Origin of the sequence: Enterococcus sp. FDAARGOS_553, assembly GCF_003812305.1 — a bacterium.
Classification (GTDB): Bacteria; Bacillota; Bacilli; order Lactobacillales; family Enterococcaceae; genus Enterococcus_D; species Enterococcus_D gallinarum.
Genome location: NZ_CP033740.1, coordinates 510,203 through 531,545, shown reverse-complemented (window position 1 = coordinate 531,545; position 21,343 = coordinate 510,203). Strand labels below are relative to the sequence as shown.

Below are 21,343 nucleotides of genomic sequence, written 5' to 3'. Positions count from 1 at the left end.
AGTGGTAAAGCAGATGGGACAAATGGATCAGCTCGAAAAAGTGGTCAAAACTCCCGGAATTTCCGGAAGAGAAAAAACAATCTCTAAATTATTGAAAGAGTATTATGCACCTTACTGCGATGAAATCATCTATGACAATCTAGGTTCGATCTATGGGGTCATCAAATCTGAAAAGGAGAATCCAACCACTGTTTTAGTGACTGCCCATATGGATGAACTTGGGTTTATTGTCAAAAAAATCGAAGAAACCGGCTTGATTCGCGGACTGATAATGGGGAAAATCGAGCCGAATAGCTTATTGGGACAGGAAGTCCACCTGTACAATCGACAAGGGAAAGCCTTCCCAGGCGTCATTTTAGGACGAAACAAAGCAAACCAGGTTCAGGGAAAAGAGGACGTTTTATTAGATTTTGGTTTTTCTTCAAAAGAGGAAGCATTGTCAGAAGAAGTTTCTTTGGGAGATATGGTGACATTTGCGCCCAAATTTACTGTCAGCAAAAATGGAAAAGAATGGATCGCTCCAAATTGGAATGGACGGATTTCTGTCAATCAAACGATTGATTTGTTACGTCAAATTTATGAAAATCAACTCAGCTTCCCTTTTGATCTATATGTTGGATGTACGGTTCAGGAGCAAGTCGGTGCCAGAGGTGCTCAAACAGCAGCGAATCTGGTTGCACCAGACCTAACGATCATCCTAGATACAAATCGAGCCTGGGATTATCAGGAAGATGCTGGCGATGTACAAGGAGAACTCTCAAAAGGAGTTCTATTGACATATTATGATCCTTCCGTTTTGCCAAATCGGTTGCCGATGGAAGAATTGAGAAAAATCTGTGAAGAGGCAGCATTGCCATATCAATATTATTTCTCATTAGAAGACTCAGACGGTGCTTGGTTCAACAAATTACGGACGGGATGTCCAGTCTTATTTATGAACATGCCTGTAAGAAATATGAACACAGCAGCTCAAGTTGTTTCGCAAGAAGATTATGAAACAGTCGGTCAAGCCATCTATCTTTTTCTGAAAGACTTAGACGAAGCAGCGATTGTTTCATTCAAAGAAGAAAACCGCTAGGAGACGATCCCTATGAGAGCTGTAGACTTAGAAATCCTAAAAGAATTAAGTGAAGCCGATGGTATCGGCGGCCGGGAAAAAGAAATATCCAGAATCGTGAAGAAATATGCAGAAGGAGCAGTTGATTTCTGTTTTTATGACAACCTTGGTTCATTGATCTTAGTAAAAAAGAGTTCTAAAGCGAATGCGCCCAAAGTGATGTTGTCAGCCCACATGGACGAAGTCGGTTTCGTAGTTCGAAAAATCACCAAGGAAGGTTATTTGAAACTCTTACCGGTAGGCGGCTGGTGGGGACACGTCATGCCCGCACAGGAAATGCGTGTCACAACGATGGAAGGCAAGAAATACACAGGGGTCATTGGAAGTCGCGCGCCCCACGGGATGCCGCCAGAAGAAAAGAATAAAGTGATCCCAGCTAATGAATTTTATTTAGATATGGGGGTTCCGTCAGCTGAATATATTCGCCAGTTAGGAATAATGGTAGGCGACATGGTTACACCTAAGACGGTCTTTCGTGAAATGAATGATCCGAATTACTTGCTAGGGAAAGCGTGGGATGATCGAGTTTGTGTGGGTGTCTGTATTGAGGTCATGAACGCTTTAGCCAAAGAAGAGCTAGCTGTTGATGTCTACTTTGCGGCAACGACTCAAGAAGAAGTCGGTATACGAGGTGCCCGTACAGCTGCCCACAGCATTAAGCCCGATTTGGCGATTGCGTTAGATGTCACTACCGCTGTAGACACTCCCTTTGATCAAGGGGGATTGCAACTGGGAAAAGGTCCTGTACTCTCTGTTTTGGATTCGCTAACGATCGGTAATAGTGAACTGCTTGCAAAAATGGAAGAGATTGCAGTAAGACAAAAACTACCTTATCGGCATGACTTCATGACTGTTGGAGGGACAGATGCTTGCAACATCCATAAAGCAATGACAGGAGTTGTTGCAATGACAGTATCGATTCCGACAAGGTATATGCATTCCTCAAGATTAATCATCCACAAAGAAGATTATTTGCAAACAATCATTCTATTGAGTGAATTTTTGAAAAAAATCACCTCTGAAGAAACACGCTCCTTCAAAATTGGACAATAGAGTGTTATTGTTCATCTATGTAAATGCAAAACCAAAATCAGTATCCATCATACTAAGAATCGATATATTTGAGAATCAATCAAATATATCGGTTCTTTTTCTTGGAAAAAGCTTGATAAAAGCAACGATTGTTCAATAAAGCACATGGATACTCGAGTCACTTAAACATCAGATTAAAATAACTCGATATGTTGAAAACGCTTGATTTAACTTATTTTTAAAAAACTGTGAAAAAAATCACAGAAATTGTTTACAAACGAAAAGAGTTATTGTATGATGTGTATGTGAAGTAATTAACAAATAAATTGTTAACGAACTAGGAGGATTACAATGGCTAAGACATTGGAAAAAGAAGTGACGATCGATGTACAAGCAATGATCGATGATCTTGCAAAAAAAGCAAACGTGGCCTTAAAAGAAATGGAAAACTTTGATCAAGAGAAAGTAGACCATATCGTACACGAAATGGCTATGGCAGCCTTAGACAAACATATGCCGCTTGCAAAAATGGCAGTTGAAGAAACGGGTCGCGGAATCTATGAAGATAAAGCAATCAAAAATATGTATGCTTCAGAATATATTTGGAATAGCATCAAACATGACAAAACAGTTGGCGTGATCAATGAAGACAAACAAAAAGGGTTGATCGAAATTGCTGAACCAGTCGGGGTTGTCTGTGGGGTAACTCCAACAACGAACCCAACGTCAACAACGATCTTTAAAGCAATGATCGCATTGAAGACTCGGAACCCAATCGTGTTTGCTTTCCATCCATCTGCTCAAAAATGTTCAGCAGAAGCAGCGCGGATCGTTCGTGATGCAGCAATCGCAGCCGGTGCACCAGAAAACTGTGTGCAATGGATCGAACATCCATCAATCGAAGCAACAGGCTTATTGATGAATCACCCAGGAATCGCCATCGTATTGGCAACTGGTGGTGCAGGCATGGTCAAAGCTGCATACTCAACAGGAAAACCAGCCCTAGGTGTAGGTCCAGGTAACGTCCCTTCTTACATCGAAAAAACAGCAAAAATCAAACGCGCGGTCAACGATTTGATCGTTTCTAAAACATTTGATAACGGAATGATCTGTGCTTCTGAACAAGCAGTGATCGTTGATAAAGAAGTCTATGCAGCTGTTAAAGCAGAGTTTGAAGCTCATCAAGTATACGTGGTAAAACCAAAAGAATTGCAAAAACTTGAAGATGCAGTGATGAATGAAGGCAAATATGCTGTAAATCCAGCAATTGTTGGACATTCAGCAATGGAGATCGCAAAATTAGCAGGCATCAAGGTGCCTGAAGGTACGAAACTATTGATTGCAGAACTAGATGGCGTGGGTGCAGATTACCCATTATCTCGCGAAAAACTTTCTCCAGTTCTAGCAATGATCAAAGCAAACAACACAGAAGATGCTTTCCAAAAATGTGAAGCTATGCTTGATTTAGGTGGATTAGGACATACAGCGGTTATCCACACAGAAAATGAAGATTTGCAATTGGCATTTGGCTTACGCATGAAAGCTTGCCGTATCTTGGTGAATACTCCATCTGCTGAAGGTGGTATCGGTAATATCTACAATGAAATGATCCCTTCATTGACACTTGGTTGTGGTTCATACGGAAAGAACTCTGTTTCTCGTAATGTTTCTGCTGTGAACTTGATCAACGTTAAAACTGTAGCGAAACGGAGAAATAATATGCAATGGTTTAAATTACCGCCAAAAATCTTCTTTGAAAAGAACTCTCTATTATACTTAGAGAAAATGGAAAATGTTGAACGTGTCATGATCGTTTGTGACCCAGGAATGGTTCAATTCGGCTACTGCGATACCGTTCGCGAAGTTCTTGCTCGCCGCAAAAACGATGTGAAGATCGAAGTCTTCTCAGATGTAGAACCAAACCCATCAACAAATACCGTTTATGCTGGAACGAAGATGATGGTTGATTTCAAACCAGATACAGTAATCGCTCTTGGTGGTGGATCAGCAATGGATGCTGCGAAAGGCATGTGGATGTTCTATGAACACCCAGATACATCTTTCTTTGGCGCAAAACAAAAATTCTTGGATATCCGTAAACGGACATACAAGATCGACAAACCAGAAAAAACTCAATTTGTATGTATCCCAACAACTTCCGGTACAGGTTCTGAAGTAACCCCATTTGCGGTTATCACAGATAGCGATACGCATGTGAAATACCCATTAGCAGACTACGCATTAACACCAGATGTAGCGATCGTTGACCCTCAATTCGTCATGTCAGTTCCTGCTTCTGTAACAGCAGATACAGGTATGGATGTATTGACCCATGCGATTGAATCTTATGTGTCTGTAATGGCATCTGATTACACTCGTGGGTTGAGCTTACAAGCAATCAAGTTAGTCTTTGACTACTTAGAAAAATCAGTGAAAACACCGGATATGGAATCTCGCGAAAAAATGCATAACGCATCAACAATGGCAGGTATGGCCTTCGCCAATGCATTCCTAGGTATTTGTCACTCAGTTGCTCACAAAATTGGGGGAGAATATGGTATTCCTCACGGACGTACCAATGCGATTCTTTTACCGCATATTATCCGTTACAATGCCAAAGATCCTCAAAAACATGCGATGTTCCCTAAATATGATTTCTTCCGTGCTGACACAGATTACGCAGACATTGCGAAATTCTTAGGTCTTAAAGGAGAAACAACTGCGGAACTAGTTGAAGCATTAGCAACTGCGGTTTACGAATTAGGTAAATCCGTTGGTATCGATATGAACTTGAAAGCACAAGGCGTGACTCAAGAAGTATTGGATGCAACTGTAGATCGTATGGCTGAATTGGCTTACGAAGACCAATGTACAACTGCGAACCCTAAAGAACCATTGATTTCTGAATTGAAACAAATCATTGTGGATGCTTATAACGGCTAAGCAATGAATGCACCAATCCCCTCGGTATCTTAGCTGCCGAGGGGATATTTTTTGTAGTTGAGAGATACAATGAATTGAGTTAACTGTAGGGTGGTGCAGAAACTAGTAAATTTGACTATAAAAGAAGTGGTATGTGATATGTAATATACAGTAGAGAAAACAATTACTATTCAGCCCGTCTGTTTTTCAACATTATTCTCGAAGCTTTTCTTGACGAAGCAAAAGAAAAACGCAACAATAGAGTAGGAGGTGGTACCGATGGACACAGAGGCCTTAGTGTTAGATTTACTCGTTCAGCAAAAACAAATGGAAGCGTTACAAAACTATTTAATGAAAACATCAATGGTTGAAGATGAAGCAAGCCAAACGTTTCTTTTTGACTTAAAGGATTATGTCGATAGTTTATCTTTAGTGACTATTTACGAAACGGCACCAACGATAGAAGAACGTCAAGTGGAAGAGATGTCGGCTATTCTGGGAGATCAGGCTCAAACACTTCGAGAGTTAATCCGGCAACTAGAAGAACTTGAAGATGCTGGGAAGAAGGATTTCTATGGTCAACAAGACGGTGAGTTGCGCCGAACGATTGCTGGGTTAAAAGGTATCCTCGAGTTAAATGGATTACTTTTACAAGATAATCTTACGTTTCAGAGAAAGTGGAAGGACACCGATGGTACAGTGGTAGTCAAAGAAACAGCGTCCGAAAAAAATGGCTTTTTTCAACGTTTGTTTGGTAAAAACAAGTAGCTTCAGTTTTATTTTTCAGCAGTTTGATGTTTGAAAAGGAGAAAGATGAAAAATCATATACAATTGAAATCAATCACCGAAGAAAACCTTTCTGCTCTTTGGTCGATCAGTTATGGTCCTAAAGCTGACTTAGAGTGGAAAAAGTGGGATGGACCTTATTTTCAGGACCCTATCCTAACCTGGGAAGAATTCAAAAATGGATTTGGCAAAAATTGTTTAAATAATCCATTACGGAAGGCTATTTATTATCAAGGAAGGCTTGTAGGAATCGCCACTGCATATTGGGAAGATGGCAATCTGCATCAATGGCTTGAATTTGGTGTAGCAATCTATGATGCCACTATATGGAATCATGGGGTCGGTAGTCATGCGATGCGTTTGTGGATCACATTCTTATTTGAACAAGAACCACTCATCCAACGGATCGGATATACGACTTGGTCAGGCAATCACCGGATGATGAAGGTTGGGGAAAAACTGGGCATGACGAAAGAAGCACAAATCCGTAGAGTTCGTTATTGGGAAGGCCACTATTATGACTCAGTAAAATACGGTGTGCTGCGAGAAGAATGGAACCAAAGAATGGGCAGGTAAGAAAAAAACTGCACTGTACCAATAAACGGGATTTTTTGTTCCGTCTGTTGGCATCGATAACAGATCTAACTGCTAAAACGTAAAAAATATCTATTTGTGGATCCAGCTGGGGATATTCCTTGCTGGTCTTTTTTTGTCGCCAACTGTTATTGATTGTCTTGCTCCACAATATCGAAAGACGAGGAAGCTAAGAAGCAGCTTTATTTCAGCTGATCAATTTACAATTTTAGATGCAATCCTTTTTTGAAAGTCATGGGAGAGTAAGCGTAGATACACTGATTTTTGTTTGAAGCAAAGTCAAAGCAGGTACAGCTATTTTTTTTGCTACCATTATTCCTAGAAATACTTTGGTCTACAGATACAGTAGTTATTAATTTTTAGCAAATGAAATGGCGTGATTGGGGTGTGAAAAGTGCGTAACGTTCGTGCTATATTTCACTAGTTAAGTTATAACTTTACTATTTTCCATTTTAGGATTATTATTATTAAAATGAGAATATGGTTAAAAAAAGAAAAGGTAATGATTAGCAAAAAAGGAGATCAAAAATAAACGAAAAATATTTAGCTATGTATCTTTATTTGTCTTATTAAATTCACCACTGGCTACCCCCGTAGTGACAGTACTAGCAGCGGAGGGAAACGACTCTGTACAGTCTGACACCACCCAAGAAACTAGCAACGATTCAGTTGAGACTGTTACTGAATCTTCTACCTCTGAAAGTGTTACTTCTGATTCAAAGGAATCAAGTTCTGAGAGTGAAGCATCAACAACATCAACAGCATCAACAGTAGGTACAGAAGAATCATCGATTCCAGATACAAGTTCTGCCAAATCAAAGGAAAAATCAGCTAGAAGTTTGTTGCCATCAAATGCTCAACAGTTCGCAAATTCGTTGCCTGATAATCAAGCCAATACTGAGGATGTTTCTAGTTGGTTACCAGATCCTACATTACAGTCAATAGTGGCGAAGGCATTAGGAATCGAAGTATCAGAAATCACTAAAGAAAAAATCAGTAAAATGCAGACAATCTATATTTATTCGACTGATTCAGCTCTTGCTGATTTGTCCGGTTTGGAGTATGCCACAAGCCTGTCTTCCTTTTACATGAATGGAACCAATCAGATTTCTGATTTTTCGGTATTAACTAAGATAGATAGTTTAGTCTATGCTTATTTAATGGGAGCGAATGTTACAGATGACAATGTTCCTGATTTTGGGGACAATTTTACTCGATTGAACCTTTCTTCTGCTAATGTCACAGATGCTGTCTATCCGAAGATACTTGAAATGAAGAATTTAGAATCACTTACTTTTGAGTCGAATATGAATATTACTACGATTGCGCCATTGGCTACATTGCCGAATTTAAAGGAATTACGGATTCAATTTTGTGCGGTCAGCGATTTCACCGTTATCAACAATTTTCCTGTCTTAGAAAATCTGGCGGCTTATGGGCAGAATACAGGAAGAAGTGATGGAGTGACTACGATATCTGCTAAGGAGCTGAATTATGATGCTGCAACGCAGTCATTTTTTGTCCCGTTTTCGATCATGCCCAATCGACTAACAAATTTTGATGGCTATGTTCCACCTTTTTCAACATCCAATAGTCAAAGCCAAACGTATTTTGACTTAAACGGGGTTCAACTCCCTTCTTCTCAGCTATCTATTACAGATCAAGACGTCACTGTGTCTGATATAACCCCAGAAGAATTTGAAGGTATTCATACGATGAAATACAATTCACGTCTGAATAATCCAGCCGGGACATATGCACAACCAGATGGGTTTAGCTTCTACGCGATTTCTTCAGGTACCTATTTGCATCAATTTGCGATCAATCATCAAGAAGCAGCCGCAGATGTCACAGTAGAATATGTGGACACAGATGGAAATGAGATCCACGCACCACAAGTCATTACAGGAAATGTTGGAGATGACTACGACGCTACGACGGATGTATACAAACTAACGATCAATGGTTATACATTAGACACGAAACAGTTGCCAAAGAATGGCACTGGAGTAATGAGTGATCAAGCGCAAACCGTGACATATGTGTATACGAAGAATTCGGATAAAGGCAAAGATTCAGAAAGAGCGGCAGCTGTGACAGTTGTCTATGTTGACAAAGACGGCAAAGAAATTCATGCAGCGAAAACCATTCAAGGAAATATCGGTGATCACTATGATGCTACTACGAAAGAATATCAGTTGTCGATCAATGGTTATCATCTAGATGAGAGCCAATTACCAGAAAATCGGATCGGAAAGCTAGGGAAAGAGCCGCAAACCATCACATATGTATATACAAAAGATGCTTCTCCAGCAAAAACATCCACTTCAGAGCAAAAAAACAAGACATCAACATCTAAGAAAGAAAATACAAATTATCAAAAAGATTCAGAATCAAAAGCAAAATTACCACAAACCAATGACGTATCAAAAAGTTATTTAAACCTTATAGGAATTGGATTAGTCAGCTTTATTGGATTCTATTTAATAAAAAGACGAAAATAAAAGGTAGCAGTTCTTTTTGATTACGAGATGTCGATTCTTAAGTGGAGACAAGGATTGTTCATTAAGAACGATCGATGAGTAAACGACTAAATACCAAAACAAGGAGCCTATCTTCTTGTTTTGGTATTTTTGTGTGCGGTAGTCTTTAGGAATCAGTACATCGACAGCTCAAAAAAATAGATCTATTTACAAATACACTTTTTAAAACATAGAGAACGTTCATGCATTTAAAGGAATTTCTTGTTCTATGCTATACTTGGGGCATCAAAAAATACTTTTGACTAAAACCGATAAAACATGCAACGATAATACCGGGTGACGTTCTTTGAACTTTGTTATTGTGTAGGAGATGGGAGAGAAGACGAATGAATCCTTTAGAGAATATGAATCAGGCAATGGCCTATCTAGAAGAAAACTTGTTAGAAGAAATTGATTTTACACACATGGCTAAATTAGCTGGTTGTTCGGAATATCATTTTCGGCGGGTATTTTCCTATTTGGCGGGTATGTCTTTAAGCGAATATTTGCGATGCAGGAAATTGGTTTTGGCAGGAGACTTGTTGAAACAAGGAGCGAAAGTAATCGACACTGCAACGTTACTTGGCTATGATTCGTCGGATGCTTTTAGCAAAGCCTTTCGTGGGATGCATGGCATTTCTCCCTCACAAGCAAAACAGCTGGATGTTATTCTAAAAGCATTTCCACCAATGACTTTCCAGCTGACAATCAAAGGAGGTAACAAAATGGACTATCGGATCGTGCACAATGAACCTTTTCAAATCGTCGGTTTCAAAAAAAGGATCACGCTGCAGTATCAGGGAGAGAATCCGCAAATGACATCACTGTATGAAAAGCTGACGCCAGAGCGCATTATGGAACTCAAAAATCTGGCAAATATCCAGCCGCGAGGAATTATCAGTGTGTCGGCAAATTTTGTCGAACGAGAAGTGGAAGGAACAGCGCTTGATCAGTATGTCGGTGTAGCAACTACCCAAAAAGCATCAGAACCTTATGATGTGTTACAAGTGGAAGAATCTGATTGGGCAGTCTTTACAGTAGTAGGACCATTTCCAGAAGCAGTTCAAGAAACTTGGGCGCGTATTTACAGCGAATGGCTGGCAATGTCTGATTATCAATTAACTGGAGGACCCGAACTTTTGTGGCATGAAAGTTCCGATTTGTCTAAACCCGACTGCAAAAGCGAGCTATGGATTCCAGTCAGTAAAAGCTGATGATTGACGAATCAAACGTCACGAAAGAACGTGCAAAGTGAGGAATCAAAACAAGCCAAAAGAAGCACAGAAAGTTACTTCTGTGCTTCTTTTGTATATTCATTGAATAGGAGTTTGAGAAGAATCCATGATGTGGAATTTGTGAGAATAAGACGAGTGATGGTGCAAGAAACTTTGGGCGAAGCCCATTGCTCAAAATAAGTAAGCTAAAAAAATATATTCAAAATAAAAAATGTTATTGTATGTTTGAGAAGTAAGAAGTAGACTATTCTTAATAGTAGACTACTCTTAATGATAGAATGGCGCCTTTTATAGACAAACGTTTTTGAACAAGTATGCCAGGGAGGAGCTGGGTAAATGGACAAGCAAACGAGTAATCAATCATGGTTTTATAGTACATTTTCAAATGACATCCAAAAAATGTTACTCGATGGAAAGCGGGTAGCAGCACTGATTGAAATTGACGCCAAGGAATATCCTCAAGGGTTTGTCAAATGTTCAGCTGGAACGCCTAATTGCAAATGTATCATTGGAGAAGATACGATTGACATAATCAAGTTGGGGGAAAACCATTGTTTGTTTATGAAAAAGCAGGAACAGGAACTATTTCACATAAGAAGAGCAGACTTGGAATATCTTTATTTAGAGATAAGAAGATTAGGAGCTGCGACTAATGGGTACCATTTCTTATTTTTAGATTTGAAAAGCAAGATAAATCCGAACCCGCTAAAATTTGCTATCAATTCTTTGAAACCATTTTTGCTGCTGTGGAATCATCCAGCTTTTGCAGCAATTGAAAAAAGGATAGACGATCGCTTAACTCCTTTACTAAATTGCAATGATTCAGATAGGATCCCTGACGAAATCAAAAGTAATAGAATCGATATTCCTTTAGTGACTGATCGAATAGAATAGAGACAGATTCAAATTAGTCCAAGTGTCAGGTGAAACCCGACTATCGCATTTTCATTGAAACAAGCAAAAAGACTGCGAAGAACCTTTAGAAAGGTTCTGTCGCAGTCGTTTTCTTGTATACCATAATCAGTTCACCATTTTCTGGATCTATGTGGTGGGTATGCCTAAAGCCAAAAGCGGTATAAAACGAAAAGATCGTTTTGTTCTCTTTGTGGGCACTTAAATAGATTTTTTCCACTGTCCAATGGCAGAAAAGATAGTCTAGGAGCAACGGCATAAATTTCTTGCCTAAGCCTAATTTTTGCCAATGCTGATCGATCATCAAGCGATCCAACCAAATACTTTGTTCTTGTTCGTTATAGGCACCGACCATTGCAAAGCCGACAATGGTTTCTTCTTTGTACAAAGCAAGCGGGACCCAATGCAAAGAAGTATCATATGCAGCTTCCAGCAAGGAGGTGGTGTTGTCTTCAATAAAAGTATGTTGGGATTCTGATACTTTTAAGGCAGCAACTGTACGCCAAGTAGACTGGGACACTTCTTCAATTCTGACTGTCATAGTGTATGTCCTTTCTTCCATTTTTTTTAGTATAACGAAAGCTGTCTCAAAGAACAAATACAGTTGCCGCAATTAGCAGCTAGTCTTGCGTTAGGGGGAGAAGCCGGGCTGTACTTTTCGTATTTAATTTACTTTTTAGCAATAGTTTACTTTTTGTTTACTATTTCCTGTTACTATAGTATTGGCTCAGTTTTTATTATTCTGATAATCAAATTTTATTTTCTTTATTTAAAAAGGTAAGAAATCGGATCATTGCGTGTGCAAGGAAGAAAGAATTCACTCTTTCACAACTGACTGAAGGCATCGGTTGAAGTACCTATAAGTATGGGCTAAAATCGAAAAAAATAGACAGCACCTCCTTTCAATAAGAGGCGGATCACGTCGTGAAAACAGGCGATCCCAATTTTTTCAAAGAGAACACTTTAAATGATGGCTGCATAACTATGTTGAATCATCGCTATCAAAGAGAAGAGGAAAAGAATGACTATCAAGCAGCGTTTATTTATATCGCATATATTGATGATTATTGTCCCAGTTTTATTGAGCTTATTAGCTTCAGTGATTGCTTTTTTAATGGTCTGGCGTTATTTCTGGGGGCTAGATGAAGGAGCCATGATCAAGAATACCGAATTTCGTGCCCAGTATGCGACGGTTGAAAGTCTGGTGATCAAATGGGATACGGAGAAGACGACAGATGCAGAAGTAGTCGCCGACATGCAACATTTCAAAAAGACCAATCATAGCAAAAATATTGCATTGCTGGTTTATCGCGGCGACAAGCTAATTTCGTCTGTAGGGGAAGTAACAGATCAAAAAATGAAAGAAACTGCTCTTAAAGAAGAGGGAGAACATAGTTACTTAAAAGATCAAACCTTTCTTACGACATTTGATACCAGCAACTACAAGATTATCTTGATCAATTCAAATTATTACAATGATTTGTATTATCAAGATCCATTATGGGATCGCGATTACAAAGCGATGTTGTCTCGGATCATCGTGTTAGTCGTGATTTTGATTTTGTCGATTATTTTTATTACTAGCCGTGTTCTGACGCGATATCTCACAAGAAGTATTACCGATCCTTTGGAATTATTGACTGTAGGTTTCTATAAAATCAGAGAAGGAGATCTGCAATATCAGATCCAGTATACGAAGCAAGATGAATTTTTACCGGTCTCAAAAGACTTCAACGGTATGGCACGTCAGCTGAAAGAAATGATGGATAATCAAAACAAACTGGAAACCAATCGTCGAGAATTGATCGCGGGTATTTCCCATGATCTGCGAACCCCACTGACTTCGATCAAAGCCTATGTCGAAGGATTAGAGAAGGGGATCGCTAATACACCTGCCATGCGGACCAAATATTTTACGATTGTAAAAAAGAAGATCGATGATTTGGACCAAGTGATTGCACAGCTTTTCTTGTTTTCTAAGTTGGATACCGGTGAATTTCCTTTCAATCTAGTGACAACTACTAGTAAAAAACTGATCGATGAATACATCGGCTTTATCCAGCAGGAATACGAATTGAATGGATTGACGATTCTATTGGAACCGACGGATCAAAACGTTTCGCTAGAAGTGGATCCAGTTCAGTTTCGTACAGTCTTAACAAATCTATTTGAAAATGCCCGCAAGTATGTGGATCGCAACGATAAACAAGTGGTCGTCTCTTATGAAGTAGTTGAGGAACAGTTTATCTTGTCGATCATTGATAACGGCAGCGGTGTTTCGGAAGAGAATTTGGAAGACTTGTTTGAACTTTTCTATCGCGATGACCGCTCAAGAACCAACCCGAGCAAAGGCAATGGCTTAGGCTTAGCGATTTCGAAGAAAATCATTGAAGGATTCAATGGAACGATTCAAGCGTACAACCATCCAGCAGGGGGATTAGCGATCGTTATCACCCTCCCAGTTAAATCAAAAAGGAAGTGATCGAAGTTGAGTGTACGAGTATTAATTATTGAAGACGATGAAGATATTTCAATGATCGAAAAAGATTTTTTAGAAATGGAAGGGTATGAAGTCCATATCGTTAACGACGGTTGTGTGGGCTATCATGAAGCATTGACGGAGAAATACCAATTGATCCTATTGGATGTGATGCTGCCAGGAATGGATGGACATGAGATTTGTCGAAACATTCGCGATAAAGTCGATATTCCAATCATTATGGTCACGGCCAAGTCAGAAGAATTAGAAAAGCTGCGAGGTTTAGGTATAGGTGCGGATGATTATATTTCGAAACCTTTTTCGCCAACCGAACTTGTCGCTCGGGTCAAAGCGAACATTGCACAATACAATCGGATCAAGCGCGGACAACAGACAGAAACTGTATCTAGTGAAATCGAATTAGGCGGTATCCGAATCAATTCACAAACGCATCGGGTTTACGTGGATGGAATCGAAGTTGACTGCAAACATCGAGAGTATGAGTTATTGCTCTTTTTGATGGAAAATCCAGAGATCGTCTTCAGCAAAGAACAACTCTATGAAAAAATCTGGGGGATGGAAGCACTAGGCAACATCCGAACCGTCGCCGTCCATATCAATCGTTTAAGAGAAAAAGTCGAGGAAGATCCCACCAATCCACAATATATTCAAACCGTCTGGGGAGCAGGGTATCGCTTTAAGGCGTAACATTGCAGCAAAGTGGTTAGTTGCTGCCAAAAAATATAGCAGCAAGAATCTTTTTTCAGCATAGGTGCTGTTTAAAGAGATTCTTGCTTTTTTTATGAAGAGATGACAATTTTGTTCGTGAAAGCCATTTTGTATTACAAAAATGTAAGCAGATTAAAAAAAAACTAATAAATGAAATAAAAAGTTTATCGCCAGTTTATAAATTGTTTAACATTTCAAGGTCAATTATTTACTCCTTCATTCTAGAATCAATATAGCAAGAAAAGGAGGGATTTGGTGAAACAACGAATCAAAAATGAACATGTGCGTCAAGCACTCTTCTTTGCAGGCAAAACCCTTTTTTATTTCTGTATCATTTTGATGCTGATTTATCTTTATCATTATAAAAACGTGCAAGGTGGCACCTTTATCTATAATGAATTTTAGGAGGAATGTTCATGAACGTGGTAAATATTGTGCAAGCCATTGAAGAATGGGCACAAAAGGATCCAGAGAGGATTGCCTACCGAGAAGATGACCTAACATATACTTATGGACAATTAGCAGCTCGATCCGACCAATTAGCTGCCTATCTCGAGGAAACTCTGGAAACTCGCGGACCGATCGTGGTTTATGGCGAGTTAGAATTTGACATGCTAACAGCCTTTTTGGCAGCTTCCAAAACAGGTCGGGCATATATTCCGATTGAAAGTACCACGCCAAAAGAGCGTATTGAATTGATCCTCTCTGTGGTTACGCCAGATTTGATCATTAGCGTAGCTGACTGGCAAGGTCCGGAAACAATGATTCCAATGCTAGAAATAAATCAATTGGAAGAAATCTATCAAAGTGGGCGCAATTTAGGCACTACAAAAGTACTAGGGAAGGATGATATTTACTACATCATCTTCACATCAGGAACGACCGGCATCCCTAAAGGAGTTCAGATTAGTCATGGAAATTTATTGAGTTTCGTGCAATGGACATTGAAGGATTTTTCTTTACGCGAAGGGATGCATTATTTGGCACAGGCACCGTATTCCTTTGATCTCTCTGTCATGGGGTTATATCCAGCATTGACTTCTGGCGGCTGTTTGGTGCCTTTAAAAAAGGCGGTCATTAATGACTTCAAAACATTGTTTGGAACCTTGCCGCAATTGGCTATCAATGTTTGGATCTCGACACCTTCATTTATGAAACTATGTTTGATGGAAGAGACCTTTGACGGGATGCACGTTCCTCAGTTGGAACGTTTCTTATTCTGTGGGGAAGAACTACCAAAAAAAACCGCTCACGCACTGCTGGAACGTTTTCCAAATGCAAAAATCTACAATACCTATGGACCTACTGAAGCGACTGTTGCCGTATCCGGAGTGCAAATCACTGAAGAATTACTGGAGCAATATGATCGAGTGCCAATTGGGTATGTGAAAGAAGATTCGACGGTTTTCTTTATGGAAGAAGATCAACTAGTTCCTAAAGGGCAAGTAGGTGAGATCATCATTAGTGGTCCTAGCGTGTCAAAAGGGTATCTGAACAATCCCGAGAAAACAAAAGAGGCATTTTTTGTCCATGAAGGGCAACCAGCGTATCGAACCGGCGATAGTGGCAGAATGACGGAAGATGGTTTGTTGCATTATGAAGGGCGTCTTGATTTTCAAGTGAAGTTCCATGGGTATCGAATGGAATTAGAAGAGATCGACCATCATTTAAGCAATAGTTCGTGGGTCAAACAAGCCGTCGTAGTCCCTAAATATCAAGAAAAGAAAGTGGAACAGCTGATTGCTTATGTCGTTCCCGAAACGCACCCATTCGAGAAAGAGTTCCAACTGACAAAAGCCATCAAATCTTCACTGAGTGAAACAGTGATGGAGTATATGATTCCGCAGCGATTTATCTATGTTGAGCAGTTGCCTCATACGGCAAATGGCAAAATCGACCGCAAATGGCTGACAAATGAGGTGAATCCTTCATGAACCTGCAGCATATGATTCCTTATGCAAATCCCACCTATTTCATTTGGCTAATGGTAGGATTGCTTCCGATGATGCTTGTGCTGCTGTTCAAACAAAAGCGTTGGCAATGGTATCAAACGTTACTCACACTAGTGGTATTGTACGTAAGTTTTGGTGGTGAATATTGGCAACAGGGGCTAGCGCTGATCGGATACGTCGTGTATCAGACATTACTCGTCTATGGCTATTATCAGCATCGCCAACGAGCAAATACTTCAGGCGTCTTTTATGGTGCAGTGGTAGCAGCGATTTTACCATTGGCATTGAGCAAAGTCACCCCTTTCTTTGTTGGACATGCCTCATTGATTTATTTCTTGGGTATCTCTTATCTGACCTTTAAATCAGTGCAAATGATCATGGAGATACGGGATGGACTGATCAAAGAATACCATCCTTGGCGTTATATCCAGTTTCTACTATACTTTCCAACGATTTCTTCGGGTCCGATCGATCGGTATCGCCGCTTTGAGAAGGATCTGCTGAATCCGCCGACAAAAGAAGTGTATCTCGATTATTTAAACAAAGGAGTCGCCAAAATCATGCTAGGGCTCCTGTATAAGTTCATTCTTGGTTATTATCTCGGTCAAGTATTACTGCCGATCGTAACCAAAGAAGCCCTGCAAAATGGCTTGTTCTCTTGGGGAATGCTGAGTTATATGTATGTTTATAGTATGTATCTGTTCTTTGATTTTGCTGGCTATAGTTTGTTTGCGATTGGTGTCAGCAACTTCATGGGTTATGATACACCAGCTAACTTCAATAAACCTTTTCTGGCGCCTAATATCAAAGAATTCTGGAATCGTTGGCACATGAGTCTGTCTTTTTGGTTCCGAGACTATGTGTACATGCGTTTAATGTTCACACTGATCAAGAAGAAAGTTTTCAAAAGCCGTATCGTCGCATCCAATGTCGGCTATTTTGCCCTCTTTTTGTTAATGGGCATTTGGCATGGACTTACCTGGTATTACATTTTATACGGGGTATATCATGCGACATTGATTTGCGGAAATGATGCGTGGATCCGTTGGAAGAAAAAACAAGGAAATCTGCCATCGAACAACCTAACCAAAGCGGTGTCCACTGTATTGACCTTCCAAGCAGTTTGCTTTAGTTTTCTGATTTTCTCAGGAATCTTGGACAAATTATTCGTTAAATAAAAGGAGAAAAGAATATGACAACCAAAGAAGCAGTATTAGACATTTTAGAATCAGTTACAGGAAGTGATGAAGTAAAAGAAAACGAAACAATCGATCTTTTTGGTGAAGGATTATTAGATTCATTAGGATCTGTTCAATTGCTGGTTGAACTAGAAGGGCAGTTAGGAATTGAATTTCCCGTATCGGAATTTGACCGGGCAGAGTGGAATACACCAGCAAAAATCATTGAGAAAGTCGACACGCTGCAAAGCCGATGATGAAAAAACGACTACTCACGGCTTTTGGACCGCTTCTTTGTGTGGGGATTCTTGTCGGGGTACTCTTCCTTGGCCCTTGGAAGATCAATAGCCACGATCCGAAAGTCATCGCTCAAGCGGCGACGGCAATGAATGATGTGGTGTTTCGCGGGGATCGTATCAAAAATGAGGCAATAGCAACAGGAAAATATGTCCCATTTTTTGGCTCATCCGAATTAAACCGTGTGAGTGCCACCCATCCTTCCGTATTGTCGCAGAAATATCAACGTTCTTATACGCCATTTTTGATTGGTGCACCTGGCACCCAGTCGCTGACCCAGTACGCCATCATTCAATCAATGGCGAAAGAATTAGCAGGGAAAAAAGCAGTCTTCATCGTTTCCCCTCAATGGTTCGTTCCTAAAGGGTTGAAAGGAGACTATTTCAACCATCATTATTCCGAACAGCATGTGTACGATTGGCTCTCTTCGTTAAAGAAAGTCTCTGACACCGATCAATACTATGCCGAACGTCTCTTAGACTATTCGAAAGTGAAAGAAAATAGCTTGACGGAACAAGTCTTGAATGAAGTGAAATCCGGTAAGATACCGACTGATTGGCAGAAAAAACAGATTGATCTGCAACGATCTATTTTGAAACGGGAAGATGAGCTTTTTAGTGGTCTTGGGTTGGGGCACAACTTGACTGACAAAATCACTGCTGCTGCAAAGAAATTACCTTCTACCTATAATCTCGCTCAAATAGAACAAGTAGCCGATAATGAAGGAAAAGCAGAAACGACTAATAATTCTTTAGGGATCAAGAATTCTTTTTACCAACATAATCTGCAAAGCCGCATAGATAAAATGAAAGGCTCTCAAAAGAAATGGGATTATCGTTTTGGACCAGAATATAGCGACTTTCAACTAGTACTGACAGAATTTGCTCGCAACAATGTGGATGTCTTATTTGTGATTCCGCCCATCAATCAGAAGTGGATGGATTATACCGGCTTGCCGCAAGAGGTGTTGTCCGGTTTTGACAAAAAGATCCGCTACCAGTTAAGAAGCCAGGGCTTCATGAATATCGCTGATTTATCAACGAAGGGCAATCAACCCTATTTCATGGAAGATACGATTCACTTAGGCTGGCGTGGCTGGTTGGCAGCAGATGAATACATTCAGCCATTCTTGGATTCCAAGGTCAAAGAAAAACCGTTGTATGAAATCAACCATTATTTTCTCTCCAAAAATTGGCAGCAAGAGGCACCAAAAGATATTCAGGGGAAATGAAAAAGGAGGACTGTTGGAGAATAGGAATGCTGGAGGCTTCATTCAATGAGTAGACATACGAAAAGACATGCAAAAAGACGCTCAAAAAGACGCTCAAAAAGAAACGTTCAAAAACTATTGCTTGGGATTGATATCCTGGTAATCATTTGTGGTCTCATTGGCATCTACTACTTGTTTTTGCCAACGGAACCAACGGCTGCTTCTGATCATTACAGTGAGCAAGTCGCACATTCCAGTACTGCCAGCAGCTCCTCCTCCAAAAAGGAGCAACCCGCAAACAAGAAACAGGACTTGTTGGATGCGGGGAACTATGACAATCTCATTAGTGACCAAGAAGTCGTCACAGCCGAAGGAGCCAGCTACGATCAGAAAATTCTTTCCAGTGGTTTTATTGGAAGTGCATTGGTTGTAAAAAACGGGAAAGTCCTGCTGCACAAAGGGTACGGATATGCTGACAAAGCAGCTGATGTCAAAAACACCCCGGCAACATTATTCAATATTGGCTCGATGCAAAAAGGATTGACGGCGGTCTTGATCATGCGGGCAATTAAGGAAGGGAAACTATCCTTGACGGATACATTAGCGCGCTTTTATCCGTATATTCCAGGCGCTGCCAAGATTACGATTCAGCAAATGCTGCAGATGGCTTCCGGACTCAAACTTTCAGAAAATCCGCAAGGGCTGGAAGACGTGCAACAGATCCTCGACTGGGATGCCACCCATGCTGTCTTATCCGGAACCCAAGGAACATTCAAATATAGTCCCATCAACTACAATTTACTGGCAGGTATTTTGACAAAAGTATCAGGAAAAAGTTATGATGCGTTGTTAACGGATTTTTTTATCAATAAGAATGGGTTGAAACAATCTTTCTTGTATAAAGCCTTTTTACAGCAGGATCATCCTACGGTCAATTACAAAACGGATGGCGAAGCAGATCCTTACGGGAACCCTAACAATATTTCCTCAGCCAACTTGGCAGCTGAGGTAGGAACTGGAAATCTCTATATGTCAGTTGGCGACTTGTATCGCTATTATGATTTATTATTGAATGGGAAACTGCTGGATAAAGCTTCACTGAAGCAAATGTGGCAACCAGCCGCTGGCGGGTCCTATGCCGCAGGTTTTTATGACAAAGGGACTTATTTTCGGGCTCATGGTGGTAAAGGAGGATTCGAATCGTTTGGGTTGTTTTCTAAAGACAACAAAACCAGCGTGATCCTACTATCCAATCGTGGACGTAAAAGCGACACAGAATTAATGAATCAACTCTATCATCCGCTTGCAAATGTTGATGCTTCTTTTTGATTGCATCATTTTGCTCGTGCAAGCTTAGAGTTTTCAAGTAGGACACCCTCTGTTCCTAAAGACAAAAGCACATGCTTTCGTCGGGGCTGAGGGTGTCTTTTTTTAGTTTCTTTCAAAGGGGATCCTCACAGCAGTTTGTAATGATTCCAATGTATCTCTAGGGGCTAGATTAGAAGAATTTTAAAAAAGTAGGCAATTGCGTTTGAACTTCATTCTCAATTAGTCTAAAATAGTGAGAAAGAAAAGATACTGGAGGGAACAGAATGTCAGTTTTAGAAATCAAAAACCTGCATGTCCAAATTGAAGATAAAAAGATCTTAAAAGGTGTTGATCTTGTTTTAAAAACCGGTGAGATCCATGCCATCATGGGACCTAATGGGACAGGAAAATCTACCTTATCTGCAGCAATTATGGGAAACCCGAATTATGAAGTCACTGAAGGAGAAATCTTGTTCGATGGGGAAAATGTGCTGGAAATGGAAGTGGATGAGCGAGCACGTTTAGGTTTGTTCTTGGCGATGCAATACCCTAGTGAAATTCCAGGAATCACAAATGCTGAATTCATGCGAGCTGCTATCAACGCTAAACGGGATGAAGAGGACAAAATCTCTGTCATGGATTTTCTAAAGAAATTAGATCAAAAAATGGATCTATTGAACATGCCAGAAGAAATGGCAGAACGCTATTTGAATGAAGGTTTCTCTGGCGGGGAAAAGAAACGGAACGAAATCTTGCAATTATTGATGCTAGAACCAACATTTGCGATTTTAGATGAAATCGACTCTGGATTAGACATTGATGCCTTGAAAGTCGTCGCTAAAGGGGTCAATGAAATGCGCGGGGAAGGCTTTGGCGCGCTCATCATTACACACTATCAACGGTTGTTGAATTATATCACTCCTGACGTGGTACATATCATGATGGAAGGTCGCGTGGTAATGACGGGATCTGCTGATTTAGCGAAACGCCTGGAAGCTGAAGGCTATGCTGGAATCAGTAAAGAATTAGGGATCGACTACAAAGAAGAAGAAGCATAAGGAGGCAAGGCA

The 21,343-nt window shown here is 40.2% G+C and carries 18 protein-coding genes; 17 read left to right on the top strand and 1 reads right to left on the bottom strand.

Going from position 1 to position 21,343, the window contains the following annotated elements; translation table 11 throughout:
• Positions 1–13: 13 nt before the first annotated feature.
• From EGX73_RS02935 to EGX73_RS02900, 8 genes are all read left to right on the top strand, one after another.
• A complete protein-coding gene (locus EGX73_RS02935; RefSeq protein ID WP_005470220.1) occupies positions 14–1,078 on the top strand; it encodes a M42 family metallopeptidase in 1,065 nt (354 codons plus the stop codon).
• A gap of 12 nt (positions 1,079–1,090) precedes the next feature.
• Positions 1,091–2,170 carry a M42 family metallopeptidase gene (locus EGX73_RS02930; RefSeq protein ID WP_003128283.1) on the top strand — a complete coding sequence of 360 codons (1,080 nt, stop codon included), beginning with the start codon at positions 1,091–1,093 and terminating at the stop codon, positions 2,168–2,170.
• A gap of 330 nt (positions 2,171–2,500) precedes the next feature.
• Entirely contained in the window at positions 2,501–5,092 is a 2,592-nt protein-coding gene (gene adhE / locus EGX73_RS02925) for a bifunctional acetaldehyde-CoA/alcohol dehydrogenase (RefSeq protein ID WP_005470221.1), read from the top strand.
• Between the two features lie 258 nt (positions 5,093–5,350).
• A complete protein-coding gene (locus tag EGX73_RS02920; RefSeq protein ID WP_005470222.1) occupies positions 5,351–5,839 on the top strand; it encodes a hypothetical protein in 489 nt (162 codons plus the stop codon).
• Between the two features lie 45 nt (positions 5,840–5,884).
• A complete protein-coding gene (locus tag EGX73_RS02915) occupies positions 5,885–6,433 on the top strand; it encodes a GNAT family N-acetyltransferase (protein ID WP_003128287.1) in 549 nt (182 codons plus the stop codon).
• Between the two features lie 614 nt (positions 6,434–7,047).
• The gene (locus EGX73_RS02910) at positions 7,048–8,955 is read left to right on the top strand and encodes a MucBP domain-containing protein (protein WP_051661442.1); all 1,908 of its coding nucleotides are present in this window, start codon (positions 7,048–7,050) and stop codon (positions 8,953–8,955) included.
• Positions 8,956–9,320: 365 nt separating this feature from the next.
• Positions 9,321–10,187 carry an AraC family transcriptional regulator gene (locus EGX73_RS02905; RefSeq protein ID WP_029486347.1) on the top strand — a complete coding sequence of 289 codons (867 nt, stop codon included), beginning with the start codon at positions 9,321–9,323 and terminating at the stop codon, positions 10,185–10,187.
• Between the two features lie 357 nt (positions 10,188–10,544).
• On the top strand, positions 10,545–11,102 hold the full coding sequence (locus EGX73_RS02900; RefSeq protein WP_003128291.1) for a hypothetical protein: 558 nt from the start codon (positions 10,545–10,547) through the stop codon (positions 11,100–11,102).
• An 85-nt stretch (positions 11,103–11,187) separates the two neighbouring features.
• Here EGX73_RS02900 and EGX73_RS02895 read toward each other — a convergent pair whose 3' ends face one another.
• The gene (locus tag EGX73_RS02895) at positions 11,188–11,661 is read right to left on the bottom strand and encodes a GNAT family N-acetyltransferase (protein WP_117474730.1); all 474 of its coding nucleotides are present in this window, start codon (positions 11,659–11,661) and stop codon (positions 11,188–11,190) included.
• 480 nt (positions 11,662–12,141) lie between these two features.
• Here EGX73_RS02895 and EGX73_RS02890 point away from each other — a divergent pair, with 480 nt between their 5' ends.
• From EGX73_RS02890 to sufC, 9 genes are all read left to right on the top strand, one after another.
• Positions 12,142–13,602, top strand: a complete 1,461-nt coding sequence (locus EGX73_RS02890; protein ID WP_003128293.1) for an ATP-binding protein — start codon at positions 12,142–12,144, stop codon at positions 13,600–13,602.
• 6 nt (positions 13,603–13,608) lie between these two features.
• The gene (locus EGX73_RS02885; protein ID WP_003128294.1) at positions 13,609–14,307 is read left to right on the top strand and encodes a response regulator transcription factor; all 699 of its coding nucleotides are present in this window, start codon (positions 13,609–13,611) and stop codon (positions 14,305–14,307) included.
• A 303-nt stretch (positions 14,308–14,610) separates the two neighbouring features.
• The gene (locus EGX73_RS02880; RefSeq protein WP_225585975.1) at positions 14,611–14,733 is read left to right on the top strand and encodes a teichoic acid D-Ala incorporation-associated protein DltX; all 123 of its coding nucleotides are present in this window, start codon (positions 14,611–14,613) and stop codon (positions 14,731–14,733) included.
• An 11-nt stretch (positions 14,734–14,744) separates the two neighbouring features.
• Positions 14,745–16,262, top strand: coding sequence for a D-alanine--poly(phosphoribitol) ligase subunit DltA (dltA, locus tag EGX73_RS02875; RefSeq protein ID WP_003128296.1), 1,518 nt, complete (start codon positions 14,745–14,747; stop codon positions 16,260–16,262).
• Positions 16,259–17,458, top strand: coding sequence for a D-alanyl-lipoteichoic acid biosynthesis protein DltB (dltB, locus tag EGX73_RS02870; RefSeq protein ID WP_003128298.1), 1,200 nt, complete (start codon positions 16,259–16,261; stop codon positions 17,456–17,458). The genes dltA and dltB overlap by 4 nt, the downstream gene beginning before the upstream one ends.
• A 14-nt stretch (positions 17,459–17,472) precedes the next feature.
• Positions 17,473–17,715: a D-alanine--poly(phosphoribitol) ligase subunit DltC gene (gene dltC / locus EGX73_RS02865; protein ID WP_003128300.1), complete on the top strand. Its 243-nt coding sequence runs from the start codon at positions 17,473–17,475 to the stop codon at positions 17,713–17,715.
• Entirely contained in the window at positions 17,712–18,986 is a 1,275-nt protein-coding gene (gene dltD / locus EGX73_RS02860) for a D-alanyl-lipoteichoic acid biosynthesis protein DltD (RefSeq protein ID WP_003128301.1), read from the top strand. The genes dltC and dltD overlap by 4 nt, the downstream gene beginning before the upstream one ends.
• Before the next feature lie 45 nt (positions 18,987–19,031).
• Complete coding sequence (locus EGX73_RS02855) at positions 19,032–20,294, top strand: serine hydrolase (RefSeq protein ID WP_029486352.1); 1,263 nt, start codon at positions 19,032–19,034, stop codon at positions 20,292–20,294.
• 263 nt (positions 20,295–20,557) lie between these two features.
• Positions 20,558–21,331 carry a Fe-S cluster assembly ATPase SufC gene (sufC, locus tag EGX73_RS02850; protein ID WP_003128303.1) on the top strand — a complete coding sequence of 258 codons (774 nt, stop codon included), beginning with the start codon at positions 20,558–20,560 and terminating at the stop codon, positions 21,329–21,331.
• The last annotated feature ends 12 nt before the right edge of the window (positions 21,332–21,343 follow it).

Coding starts and splice junctions, on each gene's coding strand:
- dltD (WP_003128301.1), top strand. CDS start 17,712: ATGATGAAAAAACGACTACTCACGGCTTTTGGACCGCTTCTTTGTGTG.
- EGX73_RS02895 (WP_117474730.1), bottom strand. CDS start 11,661: ATGACAGTCAGAATTGAAGAAGTGTCCCAGTCTACTTGGCGTACAGTT.
- dltA (WP_003128296.1), top strand. CDS start 14,745: ATGAACGTGGTAAATATTGTGCAAGCCATTGAAGAATGGGCACAAAAG.
- EGX73_RS02855 (WP_029486352.1), top strand. CDS start 19,032: ATGAGTAGACATACGAAAAGACATGCAAAAAGACGCTCAAAAAGACGC.
- dltB (WP_003128298.1), top strand. CDS start 16,259: ATGAACCTGCAGCATATGATTCCTTATGCAAATCCCACCTATTTCATT.
- EGX73_RS02930 (WP_003128283.1), top strand. CDS start 1,091: ATGAGAGCTGTAGACTTAGAAATCCTAAAAGAATTAAGTGAAGCCGAT.
- EGX73_RS02935 (WP_005470220.1), top strand. CDS start 14: ATGGGACAAATGGATCAGCTCGAAAAAGTGGTCAAAACTCCCGGAATT.
- EGX73_RS02905 (WP_029486347.1), top strand. CDS start 9,321: ATGAATCCTTTAGAGAATATGAATCAGGCAATGGCCTATCTAGAAGAA.
- sufC (WP_003128303.1), top strand. CDS start 20,558: ATGTCAGTTTTAGAAATCAAAAACCTGCATGTCCAAATTGAAGATAAA.
- EGX73_RS02890 (WP_003128293.1), top strand. CDS start 12,142: ATGACTATCAAGCAGCGTTTATTTATATCGCATATATTGATGATTATT.
- dltC (WP_003128300.1), top strand. CDS start 17,473: ATGACAACCAAAGAAGCAGTATTAGACATTTTAGAATCAGTTACAGGA.
- EGX73_RS02915 (WP_003128287.1), top strand. CDS start 5,885: ATGAAAAATCATATACAATTGAAATCAATCACCGAAGAAAACCTTTCT.
- adhE (WP_005470221.1), top strand. CDS start 2,501: ATGGCTAAGACATTGGAAAAAGAAGTGACGATCGATGTACAAGCAATG.
- EGX73_RS02900 (WP_003128291.1), top strand. CDS start 10,545: ATGGACAAGCAAACGAGTAATCAATCATGGTTTTATAGTACATTTTCA.
- EGX73_RS02920 (WP_005470222.1), top strand. CDS start 5,351: ATGGACACAGAGGCCTTAGTGTTAGATTTACTCGTTCAGCAAAAACAA.